23 protein-coding genes and 1 CRISPR repeat array are annotated in these 25,174 nt (G+C 57.0%); of the genes, 10 read left to right on the forward strand and 13 right to left on the reverse strand.

Features of this window, described 5'->3' with window-relative positions; all coding sequences use genetic code 11:
* The first annotated feature begins 108 nt into the window (after nt 1-108).
* From HKD32_RS03070 to HKD32_RS03085, 4 genes are all read left to right on the forward strand, one after another.
* Entirely contained in the window at nt 109-867 is a 759-nt protein-coding gene (locus tag HKD32_RS03070; protein WP_061931607.1) for a Tim44/TimA family putative adaptor protein, read from the forward strand.
* Between the two features lie 15 nt (nt 868-882).
* The gene (gene mltA / locus HKD32_RS03075) at nt 883-2,028 is read left to right on the forward strand and encodes a murein transglycosylase A (RefSeq protein ID WP_061931609.1); all 1,146 of its coding nucleotides are present in this window, start codon (nt 883-885) and stop codon (nt 2,026-2,028) included.
* On the forward strand, nt 2,025-2,855 hold the full coding sequence (locus HKD32_RS03080; RefSeq protein WP_010502789.1) for a DNA-methyltransferase: 831 nt from the start codon (nt 2,025-2,027) through the stop codon (nt 2,853-2,855). The genes mltA and HKD32_RS03080 overlap by 4 nt, the downstream gene beginning before the upstream one ends.
* Before the next feature lie 96 nt (nt 2,856-2,951).
* A complete protein-coding gene (locus HKD32_RS03085; RefSeq protein ID WP_061931611.1) occupies nt 2,952-4,412 on the forward strand; it encodes a cytochrome-c peroxidase in 1,461 nt (486 codons plus the stop codon).
* A 55-nt stretch (nt 4,413-4,467) separates the two neighbouring features.
* Here HKD32_RS03085 and HKD32_RS03090 read toward each other — a convergent pair whose 3' ends face one another.
* From HKD32_RS03090 to HKD32_RS03130, 9 genes are all read right to left on the reverse strand, one after another.
* Nucleotides 4,468-4,674: a hypothetical protein gene (locus HKD32_RS03090; protein ID WP_010502791.1), complete on the reverse strand. Its 207-nt coding sequence runs from the start codon at nt 4,672-4,674 to the stop codon at nt 4,468-4,470.
* Nucleotides 4,675-4,749: 75 nt separating this feature from the next.
* A CRISPR array of direct repeats spans nt 4,750-5,205; the repeat unit is 29 nt; unit sequence CGGTTCATCCCCGCATGTGCGGGGAACAC.
* Nucleotides 5,206-5,276: 71 nt separating this feature from the next.
* Nucleotides 5,277-5,609, reverse strand: coding sequence for a type I-E CRISPR-associated endoribonuclease Cas2e (gene cas2e / locus HKD32_RS03095; RefSeq protein ID WP_061931613.1), 333 nt, complete (start codon nt 5,607-5,609; stop codon nt 5,277-5,279).
* On the reverse strand, nt 5,590-6,552 hold the full coding sequence (gene cas1e, locus HKD32_RS03100; protein WP_061931615.1) for a type I-E CRISPR-associated endonuclease Cas1e: 963 nt from the start codon (nt 6,550-6,552) through the stop codon (nt 5,590-5,592). The genes cas2e and cas1e overlap by 20 nt, the downstream gene beginning before the upstream one ends.
* 6 nt (nt 6,553-6,558) lie before the next feature.
* Nucleotides 6,559-7,278, reverse strand: a complete 720-nt coding sequence (cas6e, locus tag HKD32_RS03105; RefSeq protein ID WP_061931618.1) for a type I-E CRISPR-associated protein Cas6/Cse3/CasE — start codon at nt 7,276-7,278, stop codon at nt 6,559-6,561.
* Nucleotides 7,275-8,135: a type I-E CRISPR-associated protein Cas5/CasD gene (cas5e, locus tag HKD32_RS03110; protein WP_061931620.1), complete on the reverse strand. Its 861-nt coding sequence runs from the start codon at nt 8,133-8,135 to the stop codon at nt 7,275-7,277. The genes cas6e and cas5e overlap by 4 nt, the downstream gene beginning before the upstream one ends.
* Before the next feature lie 5 nt (nt 8,136-8,140).
* A complete protein-coding gene (gene cas7e / locus HKD32_RS03115) occupies nt 8,141-9,190 on the reverse strand; it encodes a type I-E CRISPR-associated protein Cas7/Cse4/CasC (RefSeq protein ID WP_061931622.1) in 1,050 nt (349 codons plus the stop codon).
* Between the two features lie 11 nt (nt 9,191-9,201).
* The gene (casB, locus tag HKD32_RS03120) at nt 9,202-9,810 is read right to left on the reverse strand and encodes a type I-E CRISPR-associated protein Cse2/CasB (protein WP_010502799.1); all 609 of its coding nucleotides are present in this window, start codon (nt 9,808-9,810) and stop codon (nt 9,202-9,204) included.
* On the reverse strand, nt 9,800-11,428 hold the full coding sequence (casA, locus tag HKD32_RS03125; protein ID WP_061931623.1) for a type I-E CRISPR-associated protein Cse1/CasA: 1,629 nt from the start codon (nt 11,426-11,428) through the stop codon (nt 9,800-9,802). The genes casB and casA overlap by 11 nt, the downstream gene beginning before the upstream one ends.
* Before the next feature lie 388 nt (nt 11,429-11,816).
* Nucleotides 11,817-14,492: a CRISPR-associated helicase/endonuclease Cas3 gene (locus HKD32_RS03130; RefSeq protein ID WP_061931625.1), complete on the reverse strand. Its 2,676-nt coding sequence runs from the start codon at nt 14,490-14,492 to the stop codon at nt 11,817-11,819.
* A gap of 160 nt (nt 14,493-14,652) precedes the next feature.
* On the opposite strand from HKD32_RS03130, the gene HKD32_RS03135 reads away from it, so the two are divergent.
* The gene (locus tag HKD32_RS03135; protein ID WP_061931627.1) at nt 14,653-15,231 is read left to right on the forward strand and encodes a Smr/MutS family protein; all 579 of its coding nucleotides are present in this window, start codon (nt 14,653-14,655) and stop codon (nt 15,229-15,231) included.
* A gap of 3 nt (nt 15,232-15,234) precedes the next feature.
* Here the strand turns inward: HKD32_RS03135 and HKD32_RS03140 are convergent, their stop codons facing one another.
* The gene (locus HKD32_RS03140) at nt 15,235-16,323 is read right to left on the reverse strand and encodes a hypothetical protein (protein WP_010502807.1); all 1,089 of its coding nucleotides are present in this window, start codon (nt 16,321-16,323) and stop codon (nt 15,235-15,237) included.
* Nucleotides 16,323-17,240 (reverse strand): oxygen-dependent coproporphyrinogen oxidase, encoded by a 918-nt coding sequence (gene hemF / locus HKD32_RS03145; protein WP_061931629.1) that lies wholly within the window; start codon nt 17,238-17,240, stop codon nt 16,323-16,325. The genes HKD32_RS03140 and hemF overlap by 1 nt, the downstream gene beginning before the upstream one ends.
* A 257-nt stretch (nt 17,241-17,497) precedes the next feature.
* Between hemF and HKD32_RS03150 the strand changes: the two genes are divergently transcribed.
* Entirely contained in the window at nt 17,498-18,388 is an 891-nt protein-coding gene (locus tag HKD32_RS03150; RefSeq protein WP_023945265.1) for an S-methyl-5'-thioadenosine phosphorylase, read from the forward strand.
* 46 nt (nt 18,389-18,434) lie between these two features.
* Here HKD32_RS03150 and HKD32_RS03155 read toward each other — a convergent pair whose 3' ends face one another.
* Nucleotides 18,435-18,821 (reverse strand): DUF2934 domain-containing protein, encoded by a 387-nt coding sequence (locus HKD32_RS03155; protein WP_061931631.1) that lies wholly within the window; start codon nt 18,819-18,821, stop codon nt 18,435-18,437.
* Nucleotides 18,822-18,887: 66 nt separating this feature from the next.
* Nucleotides 18,888-19,601 (reverse strand): dienelactone hydrolase family protein, encoded by a 714-nt coding sequence (locus tag HKD32_RS03160; RefSeq protein ID WP_010502815.1) that lies wholly within the window; start codon nt 19,599-19,601, stop codon nt 18,888-18,890.
* A 42-nt stretch (nt 19,602-19,643) separates the two neighbouring features.
* Between HKD32_RS03160 and HKD32_RS03165 the strand changes: the two genes are divergently transcribed.
* The 4 genes from HKD32_RS03165 to HKD32_RS03180 all read left to right on the forward strand — a co-directional run bounded on the left by HKD32_RS03165 (nt 19,644) and on the right by HKD32_RS03180 (nt 25,127).
* Nucleotides 19,644-19,838 carry a DUF4169 family protein gene (locus tag HKD32_RS03165; RefSeq protein WP_010502817.1) on the forward strand — a complete coding sequence of 65 codons (195 nt, stop codon included), beginning with the start codon at nt 19,644-19,646 and terminating at the stop codon, nt 19,836-19,838.
* Nucleotides 19,839-19,967: 129 nt separating this feature from the next.
* Nucleotides 19,968-20,258 (forward strand): co-chaperone GroES, encoded by a 291-nt coding sequence (gene groES / locus HKD32_RS03170; protein WP_023945273.1) that lies wholly within the window; start codon nt 19,968-19,970, stop codon nt 20,256-20,258.
* A gap of 51 nt (nt 20,259-20,309) precedes the next feature.
* On the forward strand, nt 20,310-21,947 hold the full coding sequence (gene groL / locus HKD32_RS03175) for a chaperonin GroEL (protein ID WP_007282363.1): 1,638 nt from the start codon (nt 20,310-20,312) through the stop codon (nt 21,945-21,947).
* Between the two features lie 243 nt (nt 21,948-22,190).
* Nucleotides 22,191-25,127 carry a TonB-dependent receptor domain-containing protein gene (locus HKD32_RS03180; RefSeq protein ID WP_194257497.1) on the forward strand — a complete coding sequence of 979 codons (2,937 nt, stop codon included), beginning with the start codon at nt 22,191-22,193 and terminating at the stop codon, nt 25,125-25,127.
* Nucleotides 25,128-25,174: the final 47 nt, after the last annotated feature.

Raw genomic sequence — 25,174 nt, forward strand, 5'->3', positions numbered from 1 at the left:
ATGCACGCCAAGACAGGCTTCCTGCATGCATGAGGTTGAGATTGGGCCGCGGTCGCCCTATCTGTAAGAGAATAGAAACCTTAACGATCTGCGTGAAACATAACCTTCATGTCTTCTGACGACATTCATCTCCCGTCCGCCCTGATCGGTCATACTGGCCACGACTTCCCATGGGACATCGTGGTGCTGGCCGTTCTGGCGGTTGCGTTGGGTTTCCGACTTTATCGCGTGCTGGGACGTCGTATCGGGATGCAGGGCGTACGTCAGGCACGCCCCCCTGTGTTCCCGGGAGCGGCAGGACAGGCTCAAACGCGCCAGACGCCGCCGCCTCTTCCGGAGGCTGCCGGACAGGGGCAAGCCGAGCCTGCGGCTCAGGTCGATTATGATATTCCCGCCCCAGCTACGCGTGTGGGTGGTATTCTGGGACAGATGACGCAGCTTGATGGCAGTTTCACGCCGCAGGGCTTCCTGAAAGACGCCGAGACTATTTTTCGTCAGGTGGTTCCTGCTTTCGCTGCGGGAGACCGGGCGGCACTGTCAGGTCTGATGACACCGCAGACAGAAGAGGCATTTCTGGTTGCCATTAACGCCCGAGCGGAAGCTGGTCAGACGCAGCGTAGTGATCTTCGTGGCATCGATAGCATGGCTATTCTGGATGCGATGCTTGTTGCCGGGAACGCCAATACGCAGACCGGTCGAATCGAAGTACGGATTGTGTCGCGTCAGGTGAACATGTTGACGGATCGTCAGGGCGAGCCAGTACAGGGCACGGATGCCGTGACCGAGTTCCATGATCTGTGGTTGTTCGAACGCGAGTTTGGAGCCTCTGGAACACAATGGCGTCTGGCGGCATCCTGCCCGGCCTGATTATATACGCGCATCATGAAAAAACTGCTGACACTGGCTGCGCTTGCCTTCGTGGCGGGCTGCGCCACACAAAATGAGACGTCCGCTCCCCTTTCCCTGACAGCGACCAGCTTTGATGCCCTTGCAGGCTGGAACAGGGAGGATTTTTCCTCTCTCCTGCCCGTTCTGCGGCAGAACTGTCATCGGGTCATGCAGCTTCCGCCAGAAACCCCTTTGGGGGGCGCGGACGAACTGCCCTATGGCCGGGAAGCGGGGAACTGGTCTGCAGCCTGTGCGGCTCTTGAGACCACGACGGATGCCCGGAGCTATGTTCAGACATGGTTTCAGCCTTATGCTGTTGATGGAGGTGCCTTCTACACAGGCTATTTCGAGCCACAGATCGAAGCCTCTCTGACACGCGGTGGCCCTTATCAAACTCCGGTTTATGAACGGCCCAAAGATCTTGTTCGGACCAAGGCTACCAATGGTCAGATGGTGACGGGGCGCTGGGACAATGGTCAGTTCAAGCCTTACTACGATCGTGCCCAGATTGATCAGGGCGCGCTGGACGGACAGGGGTTGGAAATTGCCTGGCTGAAAAGTCCGGTGGACCTGTTCTTCCTGCAAATTCAGGGATCGGGTCGATTGATTCTTCCTGATGGTTCCCAGATCCGCATGAGTTACGACGGGAAGAACGGTCAGCCTTATGTGCCGCTGGGCCGGGTGCTGGTTCAGGATAACGAATTGGCGTCCTCGGCCGTCAGCATGGACAGCATCCGCGGCTGGCTGGAAGCGCATCCGGATCGTATGATGGCAATGATGGAGCGTAATCCGAATTACGTTTTTTTCCGTCGTGATGATGGAAGTTTGGCACAGGGCGCAACCGGGGCTTTTGGCGTGCCGCTGACGGCTGGTCGGTCTGTCGCTGTTGATCGGTCTGTTATTCCGTTCGCGACCCCGCTCTGGATCGAGACGAAATTGCCGGATGCCAAAGGTCAGCCTGCGCCATGGCAGCATCTGGTCTTTGCACAGGATATCGGGACGGACATTAAAGGCGCAGGGCGGGCCGATCTGTTTACCGGATGGGGGGCTTTTGCCCAGTATGTGGCCGGTAATCTGCATGAAGGGGGCAGAATGGTTGTTCTGCTGCCACGTCCTCCTGCGGATTCCTCCGCTCCATGATCCGAAGCCGCCGGGAGACGCTCGGCGCCCATACGATGATCCGTGGAGACTGCACGACCGTTCTGCGGCGGATGCCGTCGCAGAGTGTCGATATCGTCGTCACCTCCCCGCCGTATAATCTGGGCATCGAGTACCGCACCTATCAGGACCAGTTGCCTGAAGATGCCTATCTGGACTGGATGGAAGACGTCTGTGCCAGCGTGAAGCGGATCATGAAGGACGATGGATCGTTCTTCCTGAATATCGCGGGCTCATCTTCTCAGCCTTGGCTACCGTTCGAATTGATGTCCCGGTTGCGGAAGCTGTTCGTGCTTCAGAACCATATCACCTGGATCAAATCGATCTCCGTGGGGGAAATCACATACGGGCATTTCAAGCCTTTGAATTCGCCTCGCTTCGTGAATCGGAACCATGAGCACATCTTTCATCTGACCAAGAAGGGCGACGTGAAGGTGGCTCGGCTGGATGCGGGCGTTCCGTTTACTGACAAGAGCAATATCTCCCGTCGGCAGCATGAGATGGATCGTCGCTGTCGTGGGGATACGTGGTTTATTCCCTATGAAACGGTTCGGAGTCGTAAAGAAAAATTCAGTCATCCGGGCACGTTTCCCATAGCGTTGCCGGAAGCCTGTATCCGTCTGCATGGTCTGAAGCCCGGCGGTGTATTGCTTGACCCGTTCATGGGCGTGGGCACGAGCCTGATTGCCGCGGAACGCAAGGGGTTGTCAGGTATCGGGGTCGAGAAAGATACGCGTTACGTCAACATTGCCCGCAAGCGCCTCCGCGCTGCGATTGGCACGCCGGAGGAAGACTGGGAGGACGAATGATCGGTCAGACCTGTGTGTCTGACAGGATCAATCGTTTTGACTTCTTCTGTTACAGTCTCCAAATCTCACGATATCGTGACAGTGAGGAGATTTGCGGTGCGTCGCAGCACACTTACCAAAGGAATTGCCGGTCTGGTGGCACTGGGCGTTGTCGCCTGGGGCGGTACAGTCACCTATCTTGAGCATTTCGATCATGCTGGCGCGCCCAAGCTTCCAGCCAATAGCCCGACACGTCATGACCCTGTTGCTATGACGGCGTTTGCAGCTTTTCAGGAAGTGCGCTGTGATTACTGTCACACGCGGAATGCCGATCTTCCGTTCTATTTCAAACTCCCGCTGGCCAATCAGATCATGAACCGGGATCTGGAACAGGGGCAGCGTCACTTTGAATTTGCGCCAATCATCGAAGCGTTCCAGCAGGGCAAGCCGCCTTCCGTCGAACAGCTTTCGCGTATCGAAGAAGTCATTGTGCAGAACCGGATGCCACCGGCAGCCTATCTCACGATGCATCCTCATGCCCATCTGAACGAGAAGCAGCGCGCTGATATCCTGAAATGGGTGCGTGACCAGCGCGAGCGTTATTATGCCAGCACGGATGTGGCGCCGCAGTTTCGTGGTGAAGTCATTCAGCCTATCCCGGAAACGATTGCCGTGGACTGGAAGAAGGCCGAACTGGGCCGTACCCTGTTCTTTGACAAGCAGCTTTCCGGCAATGGCCAGTTGAACTGCGCAAGCTGTCATGGATTGGACAAGGGCGGCGTGGACAACCAGACGACTGCGACTGGCATCAACGGCCAGACCGGCCCGATCAATGTGCCGACGGTTTACAACTCCGTCTTCAATATCGGGCAGTTCTGGAATGGTCGTGCCAAGGATCTGGCCGAGCAGGCTGCGGGGCCTGTCATGAACCCGCTGGAAATGGGGTCGCATGACTGGGCTGCCGTGGCAGATCGCGTGCGGGCAGAGCCGGGTTATTCGGATCAGTTCACAGCTGTTTACGGGTCTGACGATGTTACCAAGAACACTGTGACCGATGCGATTGCCGAGTATGAAAAGACGCTGATTACGCCGGACAGCCGCTTTGACCTGTATCTGAAGGGCAAGGCAGACGCGATTACGGCGCAGGAAAAGCGTGGTTATGAGCGCTTCAAGGCTATTGGTTGCTCAGGGTGCCATAGTGGTGTTGCGGTTGGTGGCGATGCCTATGAAATTCTGGGTCTGGAAGGGCCATATTTCGAAGACCGTCACAGCAAGCTGACGGCTGCGGATGATGGACGCTTCTCGTTCACCAACAATCCGTCTGATCGTGAACGCTTCAAGGTGCCGAACCTGCGGAACGTTGAACTGACCGGTCCTTGGTTCCATGACGGATCAGCAAAAACACTGGATGCTGCTGTGCGTGCCATGGCACGTTACGAAACGCCGGATCATGATATTACCGACCAGGATGTTGCAGACATCGTGGCGTTCCTGAAGACCCTGACGGGCAAGTATCAGGGGATTCCGCTCAAGGATGTTCCTGCTGATGCCCCGCTGCGAGCCTCGCAGGCGAACTGATTAGGTGTTGAGAGAAAACGGCCTCGGAGTGATCCGGGGCCGTTTTTGAGTCTGGCTAGTCTTCGTTCAGTTTTCGATCTGCGGCACGGTCAATTTCATCCCGCTCTTCCGGTGTGAGAAGCCCCCGTTCTAGCTCCTGCGTAGCGCGGGCTTTCGCATTGCGTGCTCGTGCCTTGGTATCGACAGGATAGGCCCGTTTTTCAGGGAGCCCGAATTCATCGTCAGGTAGGCTGTCCCGTTCTTCTTTTGTGAGTTTGCTCATGGGGCGTCTCCTTGTCTGCAAGGATATGTGGGAAGGGTAGTAACGCTTGTGCAGGTATTACAGATCTGATTCTGACGCTTTATCCCCGCGTGTGCGGGGAACACGCAGCTCGGAAAATCGTTCGGGCTGTTGGACGCGGTTCATCCCCGCATGTGCGGGGAACACATCATCCACGGGTGTGATGCGTCTCACCTGCTCGGTTCATCCCCGCATGTGCGGGGAACACCTCCCGCCTCAAGTTCTGCTCTGGGGTGGCATCGGTTCATCCCCGCATGTGCGGGGAACACTATCCGAGGCCCGTGGTTCTGCCGTCGAACTCCGGTTCATCCCCGCATGTGCGGGGAACACGTTGGCACCCAGCTGAGCGGTCACGTTGCGGCCGGTTCATCCCCGCATGTGCGGGGAGCACTGCCTCTGCACGGTCAACTGCCTGCTGAACCCCGGTTCATCCCCGCATGTGCGGGGAACACCCCGATGAAAGGCCAGAACCGATGACCAACGACGGTTCATCCCCGCATGTGCGGGGAACACTCTTGTGTGCAAGTTTATGATTAAGAAAGGAATTTTTCCACTTCAAAAATCTACCGATTTTCAAAGGGTTTTTAACGCCTGTTTCGGTTGGGAGAATTAAGAGGGCCGGGCAGGAGGGGGAGGGCTGCTTCGGGGCCGAATTCGACCAGTCGAAATCCATCGAGATCGACTGGGCAACGTCTGTTTGCACCGCAGGTATCGAACTCAAATCCAGCGTCGTTCGGGGCGGCCCAGGCCATGACGGCATTGCCGCTGTCAATATAGGCGCAGACCTGTTGCCAGATCATTTCCCGAACTTTTCTGCCATAAGTTCCGACATAAACGCCTGCACGGACTTCCAGCAGCCAGACGGCAAGCCGTCCTCGCAGGCGTGGTGGGGCATTTTCAACCACGATGACCAGCATCGGCCAATCCTTCCGGGTCTTCAAAGGCCACGGGCATGGCTTCTTCCGGTGCTTCGGGAGGGGAGAGGCCGCCTGCGGAGAGAACGTCTTCGATCATTGGGACAAGACGTTCCAGAATTCTGGTTCGGCGGAAGGCATCCCGGCATCTCCGGCGGACGGTTCCCGTCACGTTCGTGATGGTCTCGCCGTCCAGCATGCGGCCTTTCTCAAGGGCTGCGACGACTCTGAATGCTTCCGGAACTACGGTTTCGAATTTTACGATATCGGCGAGGTCGTAGGCGAAGCTCTGGGGTTTCCCGGTGTGAAGGAACCCAATGGCGGGAGCGTATCCGGCTGCGAGAATAGCGGCTTCGCAGATGCCGTACAGGCAGGAGGTTGCTGTTGAAAGAGCCCGGTTGATATCGTTGGCGGATGACCATTCCTGTGGATTATAGCGTCGACCCTCCCATTTTACGCCGTACTGCAAGGCCAGAAGGCGATAGGTCTCCCGAACGCGGGCGCCTTCGATCCCGCGAAGCTGGTCAACGGACCGTCTGGCTGGAGCTTCCTCGCCGAAACGCATAACGTACATCTGGCGCACGACTTTCAGGCGTGCTGTTTCATCCAGAGCCAGTTTTGCCTGATAGAGAAGTCGGTCTGCGCGGGCGCCTCCGGGCTGTCCGGAAGCATACAGGCGTACCCCTGCTTCCCCGACCCAGATCAGGAGGGTTCCTGCGCGGGCGGCGAGGGCTGTGGCGGCATGGCTGACACGCGTGCCGGGTTCGAGCATCAGGCAGCACAGGCCACCAATGGGAATATGGGTGCGGATGCCGCGCTCATCGACCATGACGAAGGCACCATCCAGAACATCCAGCCGTCCTTTTTCAACAAACAGGATGGAAGACCGTTCCCGGATGGGAATGGGACGGGGCGGCGGTAGCCCCGGGACCGGCCGCTCCGTCATGATGTCTTACCAGGCCCGTCGGATGAGCATCAGGCCGCAGCCGAAGCTCTTGGCTCGTCCGAAGCCATTGCGCAGGCTGGCCAGAAAAAGCTCAGGGTCTGTAACAGTCAGGATGCCTTCGAACTCCATGACACCAAAGGTTGCAGGTTTCTGCTGAGAGGTTCGGGGGATGACAACGGTGTCATAGCTGTCCACCCGTGGAGGGACGGGGAGAGAGAAGCCTCGCTCCTGCGCTTGGCGCGTGAGCCATGCTGCGCCAGCGTCCTGAACCAGAGCGAGGCGGGCTTCGGCACGTAAGGTTGATTGGCCGCTTTCTGAGGGTTGTTTGCCAGGAATATGGTGCAGCGCATCCATGACAACATCATGCCGCTTGCCCCGTTTCTGACCGGGAAGGTGACGGCTGATGGTGGCGTTGGCACGGAGTCTGAACTCTAACTGATCGCCGGGGCGCAGATTGGGTTCAAACGGCCGAGGTTCGTCGATTTCGAACAGGCCGTGTGGGTCTGCGGGTGGACGTTCGGACAGAATATAGAAGTTGCCCGGTTCCTCCTGTCTCCACAAAAAATCCCTGTTTCGCTCGGGGGTGTCTCCGAACAGAGCCCAGATCAAGTGATGTCCGCTTTTGATCTGGGCGCTGGCGTCGTGTGGCAGGAGGAGGCTGGACAGGGCCGCAAGCGCCTGACTGTCCCGTCTCAGACGTGCCCGGGAGAGGTAGAGCGACGTCACAGAACCGGAACCGTCATGACGGCCTCCTCTCTCAGGTCAAACTGCCAGCGGGGTCGGGATCGTGGCTGGTCTCGGCGGAAGACGGTCTGGACGGTGTCATCAGGCGCGCCATGGGTTTCGGCATCCTGTTGATCCATGACGATCATGTGCCGCATGGTGTGTTCGGGGTTCTGGTCCGGCGTGGTTGCAAGGCGGTCCCACTCAGCCCAGTGTCTGCGGTTCGGAGCCGTTCGGGCCAGTGCATGACGCAGGGTTGTGCGTTCCTGAGGCGCTGTTGGGGAAGAAGATGAACGTCCGATCGACACTTTGCTTTCAGGGCCATGCCGATAGCGGTCGCGCAGTGCGGAAACGGCAGTGTCATGGCTCTGGAGGTCAGGAGCCAAGGGCAGACCAAGCGGGCAGGATTTGCGCCCCAGATATGGTGTGAAAGCCGGTTCATGCATGGCCTGTGCCAGAGTTTCCAAAGACCATGGGGGTGTTTCGCTGCGTTGCCACAGGGCGCCGAGATGCCAGCTTCCGGCCCTGTAGTCCCGTCGGGAGAGCGTTGTATTCAGGTCTGAGACCGCAAGTTCCTGAGCGCGGGTGTAAAAGCGCGTATTCCGCTGGGCGGATGGCATCTGGGCCGTGTGGAAGTCCGTCAGCAACTGGCCGGGAGCGTGGCAGAGAAGCGCCAGACCGTAATCGCGCGCCAGATCGTCCTGGCGCGGGTCTTCCCGCGTCAGGCCCAGGCAGGCGGCGATCAGTCCCAGAACAGCCGAGCGGGCTGGGCGATCAAACCCGTCCCGCCGTTCTCCGACTGCCACGCCGCCAAAGGCCGAGAGCGGCGCAACGAGGGCGAAGGTCAGATAGCGTGGCATGAAGGTCAGTCCTTCTGCGCGAAGGTGACGATATCTTCCAGTGTTCCATCGCCGCCCAGTACCAGCTCAGCCTGTGCGTCAGAACCGGGGCCGTAAGCCTTGTTGAGTTGATCCCGGAAAGTTTTGAGTTGGGCGATGGAAGCGCCCACGATGTCTGTGCCGGTGACTGGCTGGGCGAAGGCCCCAGCCAGTGTGCGCGGCTGCTGGTTGCCTTTTTCAGCCAGAATGTAATGGGCGCGGGCATGGGCGGCGAAGCTGTTCTGTTTGCCGCTGGGGGCGACGGTGGCAGCGGCCTGCGTCAGAGCCCCGAGCGTGGCAGCGGCAAGTGTTCCATCATCTTCTTCGCCAAGATTGGTCTTCAGAAGATCCCTGTTGATGCACAGATACAGGTAGAACACCCCTGACCCGAACCCGGCTTCGCCCAGAAAGCCTGCGCCTGCATCTTCGGAGGACGTCTTCAGATCATCAACGGCGGTATAGTAGTCGTCTTCGATGGAGACCTTGTGCGTTGTGATGGCGTGAGCCACCTGCGCTGCGGCTTCGCGATTGAAGGAAGGATTGTCTGCCAGCATCCGTCCGAAGAGGGCGATGTCTGCGGCGGTATCAGCCCGCAGGAGCACGGAGGCTGCTTCTTTCTTTGGGTCGATCTTTTCGCCACCCGCCATGCGATCTGCCAGTTCCAGAGCGGCTGCCTTCTCGCGAGGGGAAATGAAAGCAAGCTGCTCGATCGCGGTTGAAGTTTCTTCCTTTTTGAGTTTGCCGAAGATACTTGCGACTTCACGGGCAATCTTGGTGGCTTTTTTAGCGTCCTGACCTGCTGCAATCAGATGATCCAGAATGTCCTGTCCCATGCGCTGGGTGCGCTTGCCAAGATGGTGTTCGAGTGTTGCTTCAAAGACTCCAGAAGTCCGCCATGCACGCTTGAGGGCTTGTGAAGACAGTCGAAGTCTGTTGGCTCCCCCGACCATGGCCGTCTTGGGACGGCCTAGATCATCCCGGTTCAAGTTGGACGGGGGGAAGAACGTCAGAAGGTGAAGCTGAAGAAAACGGCTCATGGAGAATGTCCTTATCGGGCGTCGGCGGGAAGGGCGGAGAGTGGGTTCTGAGATCCAATGCCCCAGTAGTCATGCACCCAGCGGGTGCGGATACGGTCTGCGGCGGCATCTTCTGCCGGCCAGCGAAGAAGGGACTGCGCCAGATCACGGATGTTGAGCGGTGCGTTGGCCAGTCGCACAAGGCGACGGAAAGCCGTCAGACACTCCTCCGGATCGCGGGTTTCCAGCAGTTTTTCCAGTCGGTTGGGTTTGAATCTTGCGGAGGTTGCCACTTCATTCGGGGAGCCGCCGAAGTCTGTTGGTCCGACTTCCCGGGCAACGGCATTTCGAAAAGCCTTTTGGCCGTCCGGTGCTTTTGGCGTGGGTGTTTCTGTCCGAACATGCGCGAGCACGCCCATCGTGAGAGCCAGCGCGGGCAACTCCTCGGGGGACGGAGCGGTTGGGAACTGACGCACCAGAGAGGCGAACGCGGGTTCCATCATGATATCCCAGACAGAGCCGCATCGCCGCAGGCGCGCGCTAACGGCACGCCGACCACCCGTTTGAAGATCAGGATTGGTCGGATACAGGTCTCGCCACCATGTCACGAAGGTTTCGGTTGTTTCCTTATCAAGACGCATGGTTTGTCCTGTTCTTTTTGGGGGCTTTGGGCGGAAGCGGCTGCTTCAGGAACTCGAAAAGCTGCTTCCCGTCTTTGGAGTGTCCGTACAGCGTGCTGAGGAGCCATCGGCGGCTATTCCCGATCTGGGTGCATTCCTGAATGTCCGTATCCGGCGTAGCGGGAGCGTATTCGTCAAACAGATCCAGCGCGACACGACGAAGATCTGCCAACCAGTCATGGCAGGTCTGGTCCTGTGCCGCTGTCGGGTTCTGGCTGTATCGGGTCAGATGCCCGAAAAATGCTGGTTCCGTGCGGTTCCAGAACTCTTCGCGCAGGCAGGTGAAAAGAGACGCATCCAGTTTGACCGTCGCTCCTGCCGAGAACAGAGCAGCGCGTACGGTTGAGCGAAGGGTATCGGCCACGAGGGTGGAGGCCTGAACAAGCCTGCGTGCCATGTCGTCAACGAGGAGTTGGTCTTCAGGCGTGGCGGCCCGGGGAAGCGGAAAATGGCTTTCGGCAAAGCTGCGGAGCTTCATGTTGTCGAAATCTGCGCCGCCCGCGAAAAAGCGATCCATCGGGCGGGGAGTGTCACCGTCGTCCAGATCCGGCTGGCGGTCGTTCCTCCATGTGCGGATGGCAGGCGCTTCGAAGGATGTGTCTGTCGGGATCACCAGTCCGAGCCAGTGCCGGTACCGGATGCCACCCGGTTGCGGATGTTGGAACAGGAGTTCCTTGTCCTTCCCCGGACGGTAGGTTGGCGTCAGGGGGTGACGGGGCGCCCAGTAGTTGTAGTTGGCGCCATAAGGGCGCTGACACCAGCCTGTTGCCTGAATGTCGTCCGGTTCATTCGTGATGTCGCACCGGGCATCGGGCTGCTCTTCAAAATTGAGCCGGATCCGGCGTGGCATGCCCCACCAAGCTTGCAAGGGATGAGCATTCAGTTCCGGCTGGATCTCAAGGTTCTTCTCCGAAGTCAGTGTCGGGGCGAGCCACGGAAACACTTTTGGCAGATCTGATTCAGATGGCGGAGTTCCCAACGGGACATTGGCCCAGCAACGGTGCCATAATGAGTCATGATCAGAAGGGGTTACGAACGTAATAAGGGGGCCTCCTCCGCGAAGGCCGGTCCGGTTTCCTTTGCCACCCGATGGCGCCCAGGACTGCATTGTGTAGAGCGCCATGGCTGCTGCCGGACGCCCCATGCGCTGCACGCGGTTTCTATGGTTGAGAAGATCCATGTTCTTCTTGATCGTCTGCTCGCCGGGGGCTTCGAACAGAAGGCGCTCAATGGGTTCGTTACCATTTGAGAGAGGCTCGAAATCCTGAAGAAAGCGGGGGCCGGGCCCATCCAGATTAAAGGCTTTCCGGATGGGCTCAAATGCGGCTTCCAGATCCTCCAGTGTGGGAGGTGTGCGCCAGAGAGCACGCCATTTCCGTTCAGTGGCGGGCGGGAAAGCCGTTGCCAGTAGCCCGATCAGGAATTCGATACTGGCAATCTGGAAGTCAACGCGGGGCCAATCGAAGTCAACAACTGGATCGGCCTCAATGTTTTCGACAATCTGGGAAGGACGGATAATCTCCGTCTTTCCGGATCTTCGTCGGATTGGAATCCAGGATGTTTTTATCAAATCAAACATTTATGAAATTCCGTGGGTATGAAAAATTACGGAGATATTCGTGCTTATTTTTATAGTAGAAACACATGCTTCCAAAATATGGAAGGTCAGAAAGAGAATACTGATTGGAATTGGGATATAAAGCAAATGGAAGAGAAAATATTTTTGCAGAGTAAGGTTCAAAGGCATTAAGTTGGGTAGCGGCTCGCTTCCTGATCTTTCCTCTTGAAAGAAGTGATGGAAGGTCGTTTCAGATGTGGGAGCATAAAATCTCCTTGTGCTTGTAGGGGCAGCGTTGAGGCTGGAATCCAGGCCGAGCCACCTCATTTCCGAAAGGTGACAGAGCAAATCCTGGAAGTAATGATTTTAAATTTCGAAGAAGAAAATAGAACTTAAAAAATGTTCCCGCTTATGCGGCGAACATTAACCCAGTGACTTTATGATACCGAAGCGCCAAAGCATTGTCATCTTTGTCACAGCCGACCCCTTCAAATCCACCTTCCTCAGCCGCAAACAGAACAAGGACCAGAATGTCGTTCACGGCTTCCCGCTCCCAGCGGGGCCAGCAGGCACGGGCAGTTTCAATGGCGGTTTGTAGGCCTTCCGGGGGAGGGCAGGATGTCAGGCGTGTGCAGGCCACACGGATTTCCGAGAGTGCCCATGCCCGCGCGGGATCGTCGTCGTCTGCGTAAGGGTGAATGGTGCCGTTTTTGAGAAGCGCAAGGCGGACCACAACTGTTGGATCGGTTTCCAGTCGTGTGCGGGCCTGCAGGTCGGTATCCCATTGGCCTGTTCCGGGATCGTAGGGCTCGCCCGTTTTCAGAACCGTCTGTCGTCCCAGCCCCTGTGCGCCGATATTTTTACCCTGCGTGGTGAGCATCTCTTTTTCAAGCGCATCGGGAACGCTGTCAGGGGATGTTGTGTCTGCAGCCTCTTCAATGATCGGACGGACGTCTTCGGGCGTTTTGAGCACGCTGCGCGAAAAAAAGGCACGGGCCGTTCGCCAAAGAAGAGAGGGGTCTCGATAAACGGCGGCTGTTCCGGGCAGGACACGGCGGATCCAGTTTGCATCCGGATCCGAAATGGGGGGCGGGGAAATAATATCCAGTTGTGGAAAGGCGACGGGTCGATTGCTGCGATGATGACGCCAGAGGCGCCCGGCTCTCTGGATCAGGAGATCAGCGGGGGCAAGATCCGTAATGAGGGCATCAAAATCCACGTCCAGAGACTGTTCCAGGATTTGCGAAGAAACGAGAACGCCAGTTCTTTCTTCGGGGGATGACTGTTTGCCGAACTTTCGAAGAATGTCCTGTTCGATTGCAAGTCGGTCCACCATGGCGAAACGGGCATGGAACAGTTGAACTTTTACGCCTCTGGCACGAAGGGTTTCGGCACTTGCGATGGCGTCATCAACTGTATTGCGGATCCATGCGATGGCTGCGCCGGTGCTGGCCAGGTTTATAACGCGTTCTTCAGCTTCGTCCGGGTCTGAAAGCCGGTTGATCGTAACGGTTCTCCCCAGCCCGGGACGTGGTTCGCAAGGTGTTTCTATAGGAGGTGCTTCTGTCGAGACCAGTGTGGTCAGAGGGTAATGCGTGTCATGCAGAGTCGTTCCTGGCAGACCTAGTCCTTTGCGGAACGCGTTCACCAGTGTGGTTCTGAGAGCGTGGGACAGAGTTGCGGAGAGGAGAATGACTGAGCCGCCACGAGAGGCGTGAAGGGTCAGAAGTTCTTTCATTTCTTCAGTCATGTAGGGATCAAAGCTGTGAATTTCGTCACAGCACAGGATCTTGTTGCTTAGTCCCTGCCGTCGGACGGTCGTGTAACGGACAGGCAGGACGGCCATGAGGGCCTGGTCGATGGTGCCGACACCGACCTGCGCCAGTAGGGCTCTCCGGTTCTCCGAGGCCAGCCATTCGGAACAGGCTGACTCGCCGGGTTGCTTCTGATGTTCTGGCGTTGAAAAAGACGGCTTTTCCGAGAGGATTGTTTGCGTGAATCGCTCTGAAAGGCGGGCTTTTCCGTGTGCGAGCGCAAGGGATGGACGATCCAAGGGGTGAAACATTTTCCCGTATGCCGCCGCGACACGATCAAACATTGCATTGGCTGTTGCCATAGTTGGAAGAGCCAGAAAGAGTCCGCTGGCTTGGCCGCGTGCAATCAGCCGATGGGACAGAATCAGAGCTGCTTCCGTTTTGCCGCTCCCTGTCATGTCTTCGATGACGATGAGCGTTGGTCCATCAGGAAGTTGGACGGTTTCGGCCCAGTGCTGCAATGGGGAGAGAGCGTGCTTTTCGAGGTGAGGCAGAAGAGCCTTCGCTGTCTGGAAAGGTGTGGTGCGAATGGACCCAAGTCCTGCCTGTAGAACGGCCTTCTGGGCCTGGGGGAGGGCTTTGTTCCAAAAATAGGCGGAGGGGTCTGTCAGGTCCTCGGGGCTGATATAGGGAAACCATGTACGGTTTGAACCAATCCAGTCTGCTACCGGGAGATATTCCGCGAGGCGCCAGGCGAGACTGTCCATGGCTGCTTCCGTCATGTCTTCCGGAAAGGGCGGTGGCTGGAAAAGAGAGGCCATGACGGTCAGGAAGGATTGGGCTGCTTCCAGAGTTTTTTCTTCAAGAGACGTCAGGTTTGCAGGACGTTGGTAGGCTCGGCTGACCGGTTTGTCATGATGACCGGCAATTCCTGCGAGAATCCGAAGTTTTTCTGTTGCCAGCCAGTCCGGGAAAAGGGTTCGCAGCACGGGATGTGTATTGAGTTGCCCCAGAAGATATAAGCCCGCAGCATCGTGTCGTGGGCCGGGAGGAAGGGCGGCAGGAGTATGACCAAGAGCCGCAGGCCAGAGGTCCGGGCGGAGGAACTGGAAGGTTGCTCCCAGTTTGCCGATGTCATGCAGGCTGGCGAGAAAGCCTAGAAGCCGCCGATCCAGAGGTTGATGATTGATAAGAGGGAGCATGCTTTCCGGCAGGCTGATCGCAACGGCTGCCACATCCAGGCAATGTGCGAGGACAGGATGCATGGGGTGGAGAGCCCCGGTTTGCATGTCTGTTTTGGCCCAGAACTGAGCCAGATCCGTCATATCCATTCAATCATGCTCCCGTCCGGTCATATCAGACGGGATTGTTTCCGATGAGGCAAGGTCAGGAAATTTGGCCTTTGCCATTGTTCGAGAGCCATGGAAGCAGTTACACGTTTCGCAGGTTTGTGCGGGTTGCGCGATCAGGGTCGGTTCAGAGGAAACATGCGTGGCAAAACGGGTTTTGAAGGAGGAGGAAGTGGCTTTGTGGCGCATGGTCGTGCGCGATATTGCTCCCATGCATCCTGCTCGCGCGAAGCCTGAGCCGCAGCCTGTTTCCCAGAAGATCAAAGAAGATCCAAAGCCGATGAAGGCTCTGCCGGCCGCTGTGACGGTGCCGGAAAGGGAGTTGTCTTTTGGGGCGATGCTTGCGCGCCCGGTGGTTCGCCGGACCCGAACGCAGGATCTCCGCATTGGGGTTCGTGCACCCGGGCTGGATGATACGAGCTGGAAGCGTCTTTCGCGTGGCAATCTCAAGGTCGATGCCAAGCTGGATCTGCATGGGTATATTGTTCAGGACGCTTTTGATCGCCTGATCGAGTTCATGCATCGCGCCAAGGCCAGAAACTGGCGTTGTGTCGAGGTTGTGACCGGGCTGGGAAGTGGAGCGACGAGCGGCCTGATCCGCCGTGAACTGCCGCTGTGGCTTCAGAGGGCGGATATTCGCCCGATGGTGCTTGCTGTTGTGCATCCGCACGCCGCCAATCATGGCTCCGTGCGGATTTTGCTGCGTACGAAACGGAAGTAGATTTCAGATCGGGCGTGTTTCCTGCCCCAGTCTCCAGCGCGGTGTATTCATGGCAATCCAGCGCCTCAGGGCGAGGATGGCTCCTATGTCTGGTGTGGCGCGGGACAGAAAGGGAGCAGCGTTATCACCGGCAGCCAGCATGAAATGGTGTTTTTCTGCCCAGCGGTGCACGGTCGGATCAACAGCCGCATCCCAACAGGCTTTCTGCCAGCTTTTGACCAAATCAGGCGGCGTCAACATGGGAAGTGCCACAGTCAGGGCTGTATAGGTGCTGGCCGAGACTGCCTGCCATGCTCTGTAGAGCGCGCCTTCTGGCGGGCGCCTCCGGGCCTGCTGATAGGCCTCAAGGAAGTTCGGAATGCTGTTTGCGCTTGTCTCGGCCAGATCGCCCGTATGATAAAGCGGGACCGTGTCTGGGGGCAGTTTGGCCAGAATGTCCTCAACCGGAACCCCGAGTGTGTAGGGAAGAAGCTGCACGGCATCGACCTGATTGTTGGCCAGCGCATCCAGCGCATCCTCCGTACGCACAAAGCCGGAAACAGGGATGGGGCGCAGACCCAGCAGGGTCAGGCCCAGCAATGCATCAAGTTCTGTCCCTGTTGGCCGTGACACGGCGAGGCGAACGGGATGATCGTGGAAAAAGCCTTTGAGGCGGCTTTTGAGAGTTTTGTGCAGTTCTGCCCGGGCAATCACCACCGTTGTGGTGTGAGCCGTCAGCAGGGGCGTCCATCGGGTAAAATCATAATGGACGCGTGAATCCCCTGTTAGTGAGGCCAGCAGAACACTTCCCGGTGCAATCAGGGCTGTGCTGCCATCGGGGGCCGTATTGGCGTCAAAGAGGTTTGCCGCCCGTACACCATCCTGACCGATGTCAGGTGTGATTTCGAGTGGTGCATCCAGGCCTAGCGTATGAGAAATGACGCCCGCGGCCAGTTCTGCAAACTGACCCTGTATGGAGGCCAGTGTTCCACCAAGGAGGAGGCGGGCATCAGAAATATCTGCGGCCTGAGCCCCCGCCAACGGTATGGCGCTTCCGGCACCGAGCAGGGCCAGCCCTTTCAGGCAGTCACGGCGGGTCGGAGAATGGGGCATCACGGCCAGCGGACTTCCGGTGGCATGCTCATCAGGATTGCTTCCGTGTTGCCGCCTGTTTTCAGGCCAAACAGGGTTCCGCGATCATGGAGCAGATTGAATTCGACGTAGCGACCACGGCGAATGAGCTGAGCTTCACGATCGGCTTCTGTCCAGGGATTGAACATGCGACGGCGGACCACGGCGGGGTAGGCGTCGTGGAAAGCCATCCCCACGTCCTTTGTGAAGGCAAAGTCGCTTTCCAGGCTGCCGGTCGAGAACTGATCGTAGAAGATGCCACCCAGGCCGCGGGGTTCGTCACGGTGATGGAGATGGAAGTAGCGGTCACACCATTCCTTGAAGCGCGGATAGTGTTCCGGGTCATGCTTGTTGCACGCGGCTTCAAACATCTTGTGGAAGTAGTCCGCGTCACTGCGGGCTTCGGCGCTGTCGGGGAACATTGGCGTAATGTCGCCACCGCCGCCAAACCAGCCCTTGGTCGTGATGATCATGCGCGTATTGAAATGCGCGGCACTGACATGGGGGTTGCAGGGGTGCGCGACGAGGGAGACGCCAGTTGCAAAGAAGCGTGGGTCTTCCGATGCGCCGGGAATGTTTTTGCGGAATTCGGGAGAAAATTCACCCCAGACCGTGGAGACGTTGACGCCCACCTTTTCGAAGACACGGCCCCGCATGACGGACATAACGCCGCCGCCACCTTCCGGTCGGCTCCATGCGGTACGGGTGAAGCGACCGGCTTCCGTGCGCTCCCGGAGAACCTGTGAGCCACCTTCGACGGCTTCGTCTTCGAGTTGCTCGTAGGACGCGCAGATCCGGTCCCGGAGAGTTTCAAACCAGGCTTTCGCCTCACGCTTCAGCGTATCATGAGGCACATCCGGGCGAACGAGTTCAGCAAAATCGGGGCTGATCTGGTCCATTTTTCTCTCCCCTACCATCCTGGGTACAAAATCACGTTACGTGGGATGTCCTAGCAAATCGCGCTTGATACGAACAGTTGGCTGGTTGCATGTCTGCTGCGGCTCTGTGGCGTGATGATGGCAGAGAGTGTCTTGCCGCTTCGTAAATATGAAACCGTTTTTTGCACCGGGCTGAGCAGCAGAGGCTTGCGCATGGCTTCGGTCTCGTGTTCCTGAACGATCCTCAAACATGTTCATCAAGGGCGGATTGAACACTCATGTCTTCGGAAACAGAAATTCAGCCGGTTATCGGCGTCATCGGCGGCTCTGGCCTGTATGATATTGATGGTCTGGAAAACAAGGAATGGCGCCGGGTTGAAACGCCTTGGGGCGAAACATCCGACGAACTGCTTTTCGGAACATTTGAGGGCGTAAAATGCGTCTTCCTGCCGCGTCATGGTCGTGGGCATCCGATCCCGCCGTCACGTCTTAACTTTCGTGCAAATATTGACGCTCTGAAGCGCTCGGGCGTGACGGATATTCTGTCGCTCTCAGCTGTGGGTTCTTTGAAAGAAGAATTACCACCGGGTCGTTTCGTGCTCGTCGATCAGTTCATTGATCGCAGTTTCGCCCGCGAAAAGAGCTTCTTTGAGACGGGATGTGTGGCGCATGTCGGCATGGCTGATCCGGTATCAGGCCGTCTGCTGGATGTTCTGGAAGCAGAGTCCCGTAAACTCGATATTCCGGTGACGCGCGGTGGCACTTACATCGTCATGGAAGGCCCACAGTTCTCAACGCGTGCCGAGAGTGAACTCTATCGGTCATGGGGATGCTCGGTTGTAGGCATGACCAACATGCCGGAAGCGAAACTCGCCCGTGAAGCCGAGATGACCTATGCGACGGTTGCGATGGTCACGGATTATGACTGCTGGCACACCGAGCATGACAGTGTCACGGTTGAGGCTGTTGTGAAGGTCATGAAAGGGAATGCGGATAATGCCCGTCGCCTCGTGAAGGCTGTGATTCCCGTTCTGGGGCAGAAGCGCCCGCTGGATCTTTCCGCCGAGCGTGCGCTCGATTTTGCGATCATCACTGCGCCTGAAAAGCGTGACCCGGCGTTGGTCGCCAAATTGGATGCTGTTGCAGGTCGTGTTCTAAACAAGGCCTGATGTTTCTGCCGCCCGCTTTTCAGGCGGGCGGCAACAGGGAAGGCAATCAGGGGCCTTCCTGCTTTTCATCAATCTGGGCATATCCCGGTTGACCGGCATCAGTGCTGGGATCATTCATCAGTTCGCGCTCTTCTTTCCGGTCTGCAACGGGGAAGTGGCGCTGATCACCCTGATCCGTACTGCGCTCGGGAAATTCTCCAAGATTTTCCTGAAGTCTTGGATCTTCTATCTGGACATCGGCCAGTTCTGGCGGCGGCAGGTTCTCAACAGGGATGCCTTCCGGGACACCTTTGATGGAAATCAGATCTGTTGCTTTGTCCAGATAGGCTTCCGGGCCGCCGTCAGGTTTGCCGTCGGCTTCCCAGAGGAGCTTGGCTTCACGACGGATGGCGGCATCGCGTTTGGGATCGACTTCAAGCGGATTGCTGCTCATAATCAAAACTCCTGAATAGGGTAGGAATGCTTCAAAGAGGTCCGTGTCGTTATATCGCTACGGACGTTATGCTCTCTTGAGATGATGTTTCAGGAAGGCAACGCTTCGGCTCCAGGCAAGATCACGTGCATCCTGATTAAAGCTGGATCGTTCCGGACAACCGAAGCCGTGACCGGCTTGATCGTAGAGGAAAACCTCCACTTCAGAGCGTGCTGCCCGGATTTTTTGAACATCGGCTGGAGGAATGGATGCGTCTTCACCGCCGAAATGAAGCTGTGTCGGGCAATGGGGAGCCGTATCGCAATGATTGGCAATGCCGCCGCCATACCAGCCAACGGCAGCATTGAAATGATGCGTCCGTGTTGCTGCAAGCCAGGCGATCAGGCCACCCCAACAGAAGCCAAGGACACCCACAGGACGTTGATCATCATTTTCACGCAGTTTTTCGGCACAGGCTGCGAGGTCCTGCTGGATCAGGTCCGGTGAAATTCCGCTGCGAAACTCCAGGCCTTCCTTCAGGCCTGCTTCGTTATAGGCGAGAACCGTATGGGGTTTGACCCGGTCAAATAAAGCCGGGGCGAGGACATGGAAACCCTGTTGTGCCAGTTCCGAACAGACCTCCCGGATATGTCCGGTCAGGCCAAAGATTTCCTGTACCACAACGATCGAGCGGGGGGACTCGGGGGAGCCGGTTTCCCAGGCTTCAAATTCATGTCCGTCAGCCGCCTTGAGGCGGATCATGTGACCTTCGGTCTTCTCTTGGGAATGCTTGTGGTCCATTGATTTCTGTCCAGTTTCTGTAACGCCGGAAAGGCAGGTGCCATGAGCGACGTCATCAATCTCCGTCGGGAACGCAAACGCCGCAAGTCTGTTGAGGATGCGAAGGACGCTGAAACTAATCGTCGTCTATTCGGGCGAACTAAGGGGCAAAAAATGGCAGATTCTCTCGAGAAGCAGCGCCTCAAAACCCTTTTGGACGGCAAGAAAATTTTTTCCCTGAAGGATGATGGTTCTTGACGAAAACAGTCGTTGGGACTACCTCTCTTGGCACTCTCGATGTGGGAGTGCTAACTGCGCTGCAGTCATTGAGCGCGTAACCCGGCCGCGTCGCTTTGTAGAAGGGCACGGCCTAAAATGGAGCAATCCATGACGACTTTTCGTCCCCTGCATGACCGCGTTGTGGTCCGTCGCCTGACTGGTGAAGAGAAGACCGCTGGCGGCATCATCATCCCTGACACCGCTAAGGACAAGCCGACCGAAGGCGAAGTCGTTTCCGTAGGCCCAGGCGCCCGGAACGAGCAGGGCCAGATCGTGGCTCTCGACGTCAAGGCTGGTGACAAGGTGCTGTTCGGCAAGTGGTCCGGCACCGAGGTGAAGATCGACGGCGAAGAGCTGCTGATCATGAAAGAGAGCGACATCATGGGTGTGATCGGCTGAACAGCCGTCCCCATTTCCTCTCATTAAAAGACCTCAACAGGAGATAAGAACATGGCTGCCAAGGACGTAAAGTTTGGTGCCGATGCCCGCGACCGTATGCTGCGTGGCGTTGATATTCTTGCAAATGCCGTCAAGGTAACGCTGGGCCCGAAGGGTCGTAACGTTGTTCTCGACAAGAGCTTTGGCGCACCGCGCATCACCAAGGACGGTGTCTCTGTCGCCAAGGAAATCGAACTGGCTGACAAGTTCGAGAACATGGGCGCTCAGATGGTGCGCGAAGTCGCATCCAAGACGAACGACCTCGCCGGTGACGGCACGACGACCTCCACGGTTCTCGCGCAGGCTATCATCCGTGAAGGTGCCAAGGCTGTTGCCGCTGGCATGAACCCGATGGACCTGAAGCGTGGCATCGACAAGGCTGTTGGCGTTGTTGTTGAAGAGCTGAAGAAGAACAGCAAGAAGATGACCTCCCCTGAGGAAATCGCTCAGGTCGGTACGATCTCTTCCAACGGTGAGCGCGAAATCGGTGAGATGATCTCCTCTGCAATGCAGAAGGTCGGCTCCGAGGGCGTCATCACGGTTGAAGAAGCCAAGGGTCTGCACACGGAACTCGACGTTGTCGAGGGTATGCAGTTCGACCGCGGTTACATCTCCCCGTACTTCGTGACGAACCCGGAGAAGATGACGGCCGATCTCGATGCGCCGTACATCCTGATCCACGAAAAGAAGCTTTCCTCGCTTCAGCCGATGCTGCCGCTGCTTGAGAGCGTTGTGCAGTCCGGTCGTCCGCTGATGATCATTGCTGAAGACGTTGATGGCGAAGCCCTTGCCACGCTGGTCGTGAACAAGCTGCGTGGTGGTCTGAAGATCGCTGCCGTCAAGGCTCCGGGCTTCGGTGACCGTCGCAAGGCCATGCTGGAAGACATCGCGATCCTGACGGGTGGCCAGGTCATTTCCGAAGACATCGGGATCAAGCTGGAATCCGTTACCCTCGACATGTTGGGCCGCGCCAAGAAGGTTCACATCGAGAAGGAAAACACCACGATCGTCGAAGGCGCTGGCAACAGCGAAGACATCAAGGGTCGTTGCAACCAGATCCGTGCGCAGGTCGAAGAAACGACGTCTGACTACGACCGTGAGAAGCTCCAGGAGCGTCTGGCCAAGCTGGCTGGTGGCGTTGCCGTCATCCGCGTCGGTGGCAGCACCGAAGTGGAAGTGAAGGAGCGTAAGGATCGCGTTGACGATGCGCTGCACGCAACCCGCGCTGCTGTTGAAGAAGGTATCGTTCCGGGTGGTGGTACGGCTCTTGCTCGCGCCTCTGTCGCTCTGAAGGGTCTGACCTTCGACAACGACGACCAGCGCATTGGTGGTGAGATCGTTCGCAAGGCACTTCAGACGCCGCTGCGTCAGATCGCTGAGAACGCTGGTGAAGACGGCGCCGTGATCGCTGGCAAGGTGCTCGAGAACGACACTTACAACTTCGGTTTTGATGCTCAGAACGCTGAGTACAAGGACCTTGTTGCTGCTGGCATCATCGATCCGACGAAGGTTGTCCGTACGGCTCTACAGGATGCCGCTTCGGTGGGTGGTCTGCTGATCACGACGGAAGCTATGGTTGCCGAACGCCCAGAGAAGAAGGCTCCGGCCGCTCCGGGTGGAATGGGCGGCATGGGCGACATGGATTTCTAATCCGATCGCACTTGATTTTCGCCCCGTTTCATGGGCGGGAATTGCGTCAGAACATTACAGGAAAGGCCGGTCCACGCAGGTGGGGCGGCCTTTTTTGATATGTGCAGGGCGCATATGTGACCCTTATGCAACGCCTGTCACAGAACTATCATGTTACGCCCGTAACCACGGTAACTTGGGGTGACATTTGCGTAACGACCTGTCTAAAGGACTCCACCGCCTTTAGAAGGATTTCGTTTCACTATGATCGTATCGCGTCGCAATACGTTACTTTGCGCATCGGTGCTGGGGATGGGAGCGCTTTCGAGCGTGGCTCATGCTGCAACCGAAAGCACCCATACGTCCTCACATGTGCGCCACAAGACTGTGACCCATAGTCCGGTGCGTTCTGCTGCGACGCCTGCAACAACAGCTCCGGTATCGGTTCGTCCCGTAGCGGCTCCGCAGTTTAATGCCCCTGTAGCGGTCAACCGGAGCCATGCCGTCCGTTCCATTGATTCAGCAACGCAGGAGAGCGTTGTTGTCACGGGTTCGGCTCTGAGCACGTCCAATAACTCCAATGCCAATCCGGTCCAGATCGTGACCAGCAAGCAGATCGAGCAAACGGGTGCCACCACGCTTGGTGATTACCTGCAGCGTCTGCCATCCGTTGGTTCTTCAGGAACAACGAACAGCCAGACAAATGGCACGGCCGGCGTGTCCTGTATTGATCTGCGCAACCTTGGTCAGAAGCGTGTTCTCGTCCTGATTGATGGCAAACGCGCTGCCATGGATGGTTCTGCCAGCTGCTTCGACATGAACACCATCAACGTTCATCAGGTGGCAAGCGTCGAAATCCTCAAGGATGGTGGGTCCGAGCTTTATGGTGCTGACGCTGTATCGGGCGTTATAAACATCAAGCTGAAGCATAACCTGGATGACGCGAACATCACGGTTCGTGGTGGCATCACTGATCGTGGCGATGGCCAAACGGGCATGATTTCCGGCTACAAAGGCTGGAACTTCGATCATGGCAAGGGCAACGTCACGATCTCTGGTTCTTACATGACCCAGAGCGGGATCCGTCAAAATAGCCGTGACTGGGCCAATCCGGTTGTTTCCGGACTGATTGCACCGGGTGGTTCGCCGACTTACGGGTCATCCATTCCAACTGCCGGACGCTTTATTACCGATAGCGCGGATAATGTTCCGAATGGTGATGGCACGTTCCATAATTTCAGTAAGGCTGATCGTTACAATTACGGCAACGATCAGAATCTGACAAACTCCCTTCAGGATGCCACGCTGTCGTTTGACGCACATTATGATGTGAACCGTCACTTCACGCCGTATGGCAACTTCCTGTACTCGCATCGTAATTCAAATGCGGAAATGGCGCCGATTCCGGTGTCAGGCAGCATTTATCCGTCAACGATGCCAGTCGCCATTACCATTCCGGGCAGCGCGCCGTACAATACGCTTGGCGAAGATGCCACGATGTACAAGCGTCTGGGTGAATGGGGAAACCGCGTCAGCCAGACTGCAACCGATACATATACGGCCAAGATTGGTGCTGAGGGTGAGATCACCCACGGCTGGAAATATGACCTCTCCTACACTTACGGGTGGAACCAGGTCATGTCCCAGACATCCGGTGTTGGTAACTACTCCAGGCTTCTCGATACCTATGGCCTCGCCGCTGCCGAACCTGGTAATCCGGACAGTGCGCTGGTTTATAACCCGTCGGTCTGTAATGCAGTCGCTGGTTGCACGCTTTCCAATCCGTTCAACAAGTTGTCTCCGCAGGCTGCCGAGTACTCAAACTACACGTCGCATGATCATTACTACTACCAGCTTCGCGACCTGAACCTGCGTATCAATAACAACCATGTCGTTCACATGCCGTGGAAGAACGGTGGTGACCTTGGTATCGCGCTGGGCATGGAGCATCGTGGTGAGCAGCTGGCATATCATCCTGATGCGATGGTGCAGGCTGGCAACACGCTGACGAACTCCGCGTCCTATACGGGTGGCGGCTTCAACGTTACTGAAGGTTACCTAGAAGGTAAGGCAACGCTGTTGCATAACGCCTTCCTCGCCAAGGACCTGACGATTGACGGTCAGGGCCGTTACTCATCCTACAATACATTTGGTAGCACCAAGAACTGGAAAGCGTCCATTAACTGGGCTCCGGTCCAGGACATCCGCTTCCGTGCGACGTTAGGAACGTCTTACCGTCAGCCGAACGTCTATGAGCTGTTTGGTGGTCAGTCCCTGGGATATGCATCCGCCACGGATCCATGTGACAGCGGACAGGTTGGTACCTACGGTGGTATGACGCCAATTGTTGCTGCAAACTGCGCCAGACAGGGTATTAACAGCAGCAACTTTGTCTCTGCTTCTTCAAGTCAGGTTCCGACACTTTTCGGTGGCAACAGCAAGCTGAGGCCTGAGACCGGTCGGACCTACACGTTTGGTACGACAGTTACTCCACGCTGGATTCCGGGCCTGTCGGCTTCCGTGGAATACTGGCACTACACGCTCAAGAACATGATTTCTTATCTGAGCAGCCAGTACATCATGAACCAGTGCTACACGGGTGCAAACACGTCATACTGCAATGACATTACCCGCGTTGGCAGCACAAACCAGCTGAACTCCGTGACGGCGCTGTATGACAATATTGGTGGCTTGAAGACGAGTGGTATTGATTTCGATCTTGACTACCGTATCCGCGTTACATCCCATGATGTCCTGTCGCTGACCAATAATTTCCAGCAGCTCGTCAGCTATCTCCAGCAGAACGAAGTCGGTGGCAAGTGGTATAACTATGCTGGCCGCATGTTCTACAACAACGGCACAGGCAATCCGCGTGTTCGTGATTATGCGACAGTCGGCTGGCAGCATGGTCCGTTCGGTGTAACGTACATGATGAGCTACATGGGCGGTATGCGCTGGAACGATACGGAAAGCGATGTTGCCCGCTCTGCTTCTGGTCGCACCAAGACCCCTGGCATCTTCTCTCACGACGTGACGGTAACGTATCGTTGGAAGAAGTGGAACTTCCAAGGTGGTGTGCAGAATCTCTTCGACAAGAAGCCACCATTCGTTTCTGGTGGAACGGATAACAGTGCAGCCGCTCTTTACGGCAACCTGTATCAGGGCCGTTACGTCTTCCTTCAGGCAGGCGTGAACTTCTGATCTTCAGGCTCTCTGAAGACACGAAAAAGGCGGTGGAATTTCCACCG

It is taken from the genome of Gluconobacter japonicus (assembly GCF_015244665.1).
Lineage (GTDB): Bacteria > Pseudomonadota > Alphaproteobacteria > Acetobacterales > Acetobacteraceae > Gluconobacter > Gluconobacter japonicus.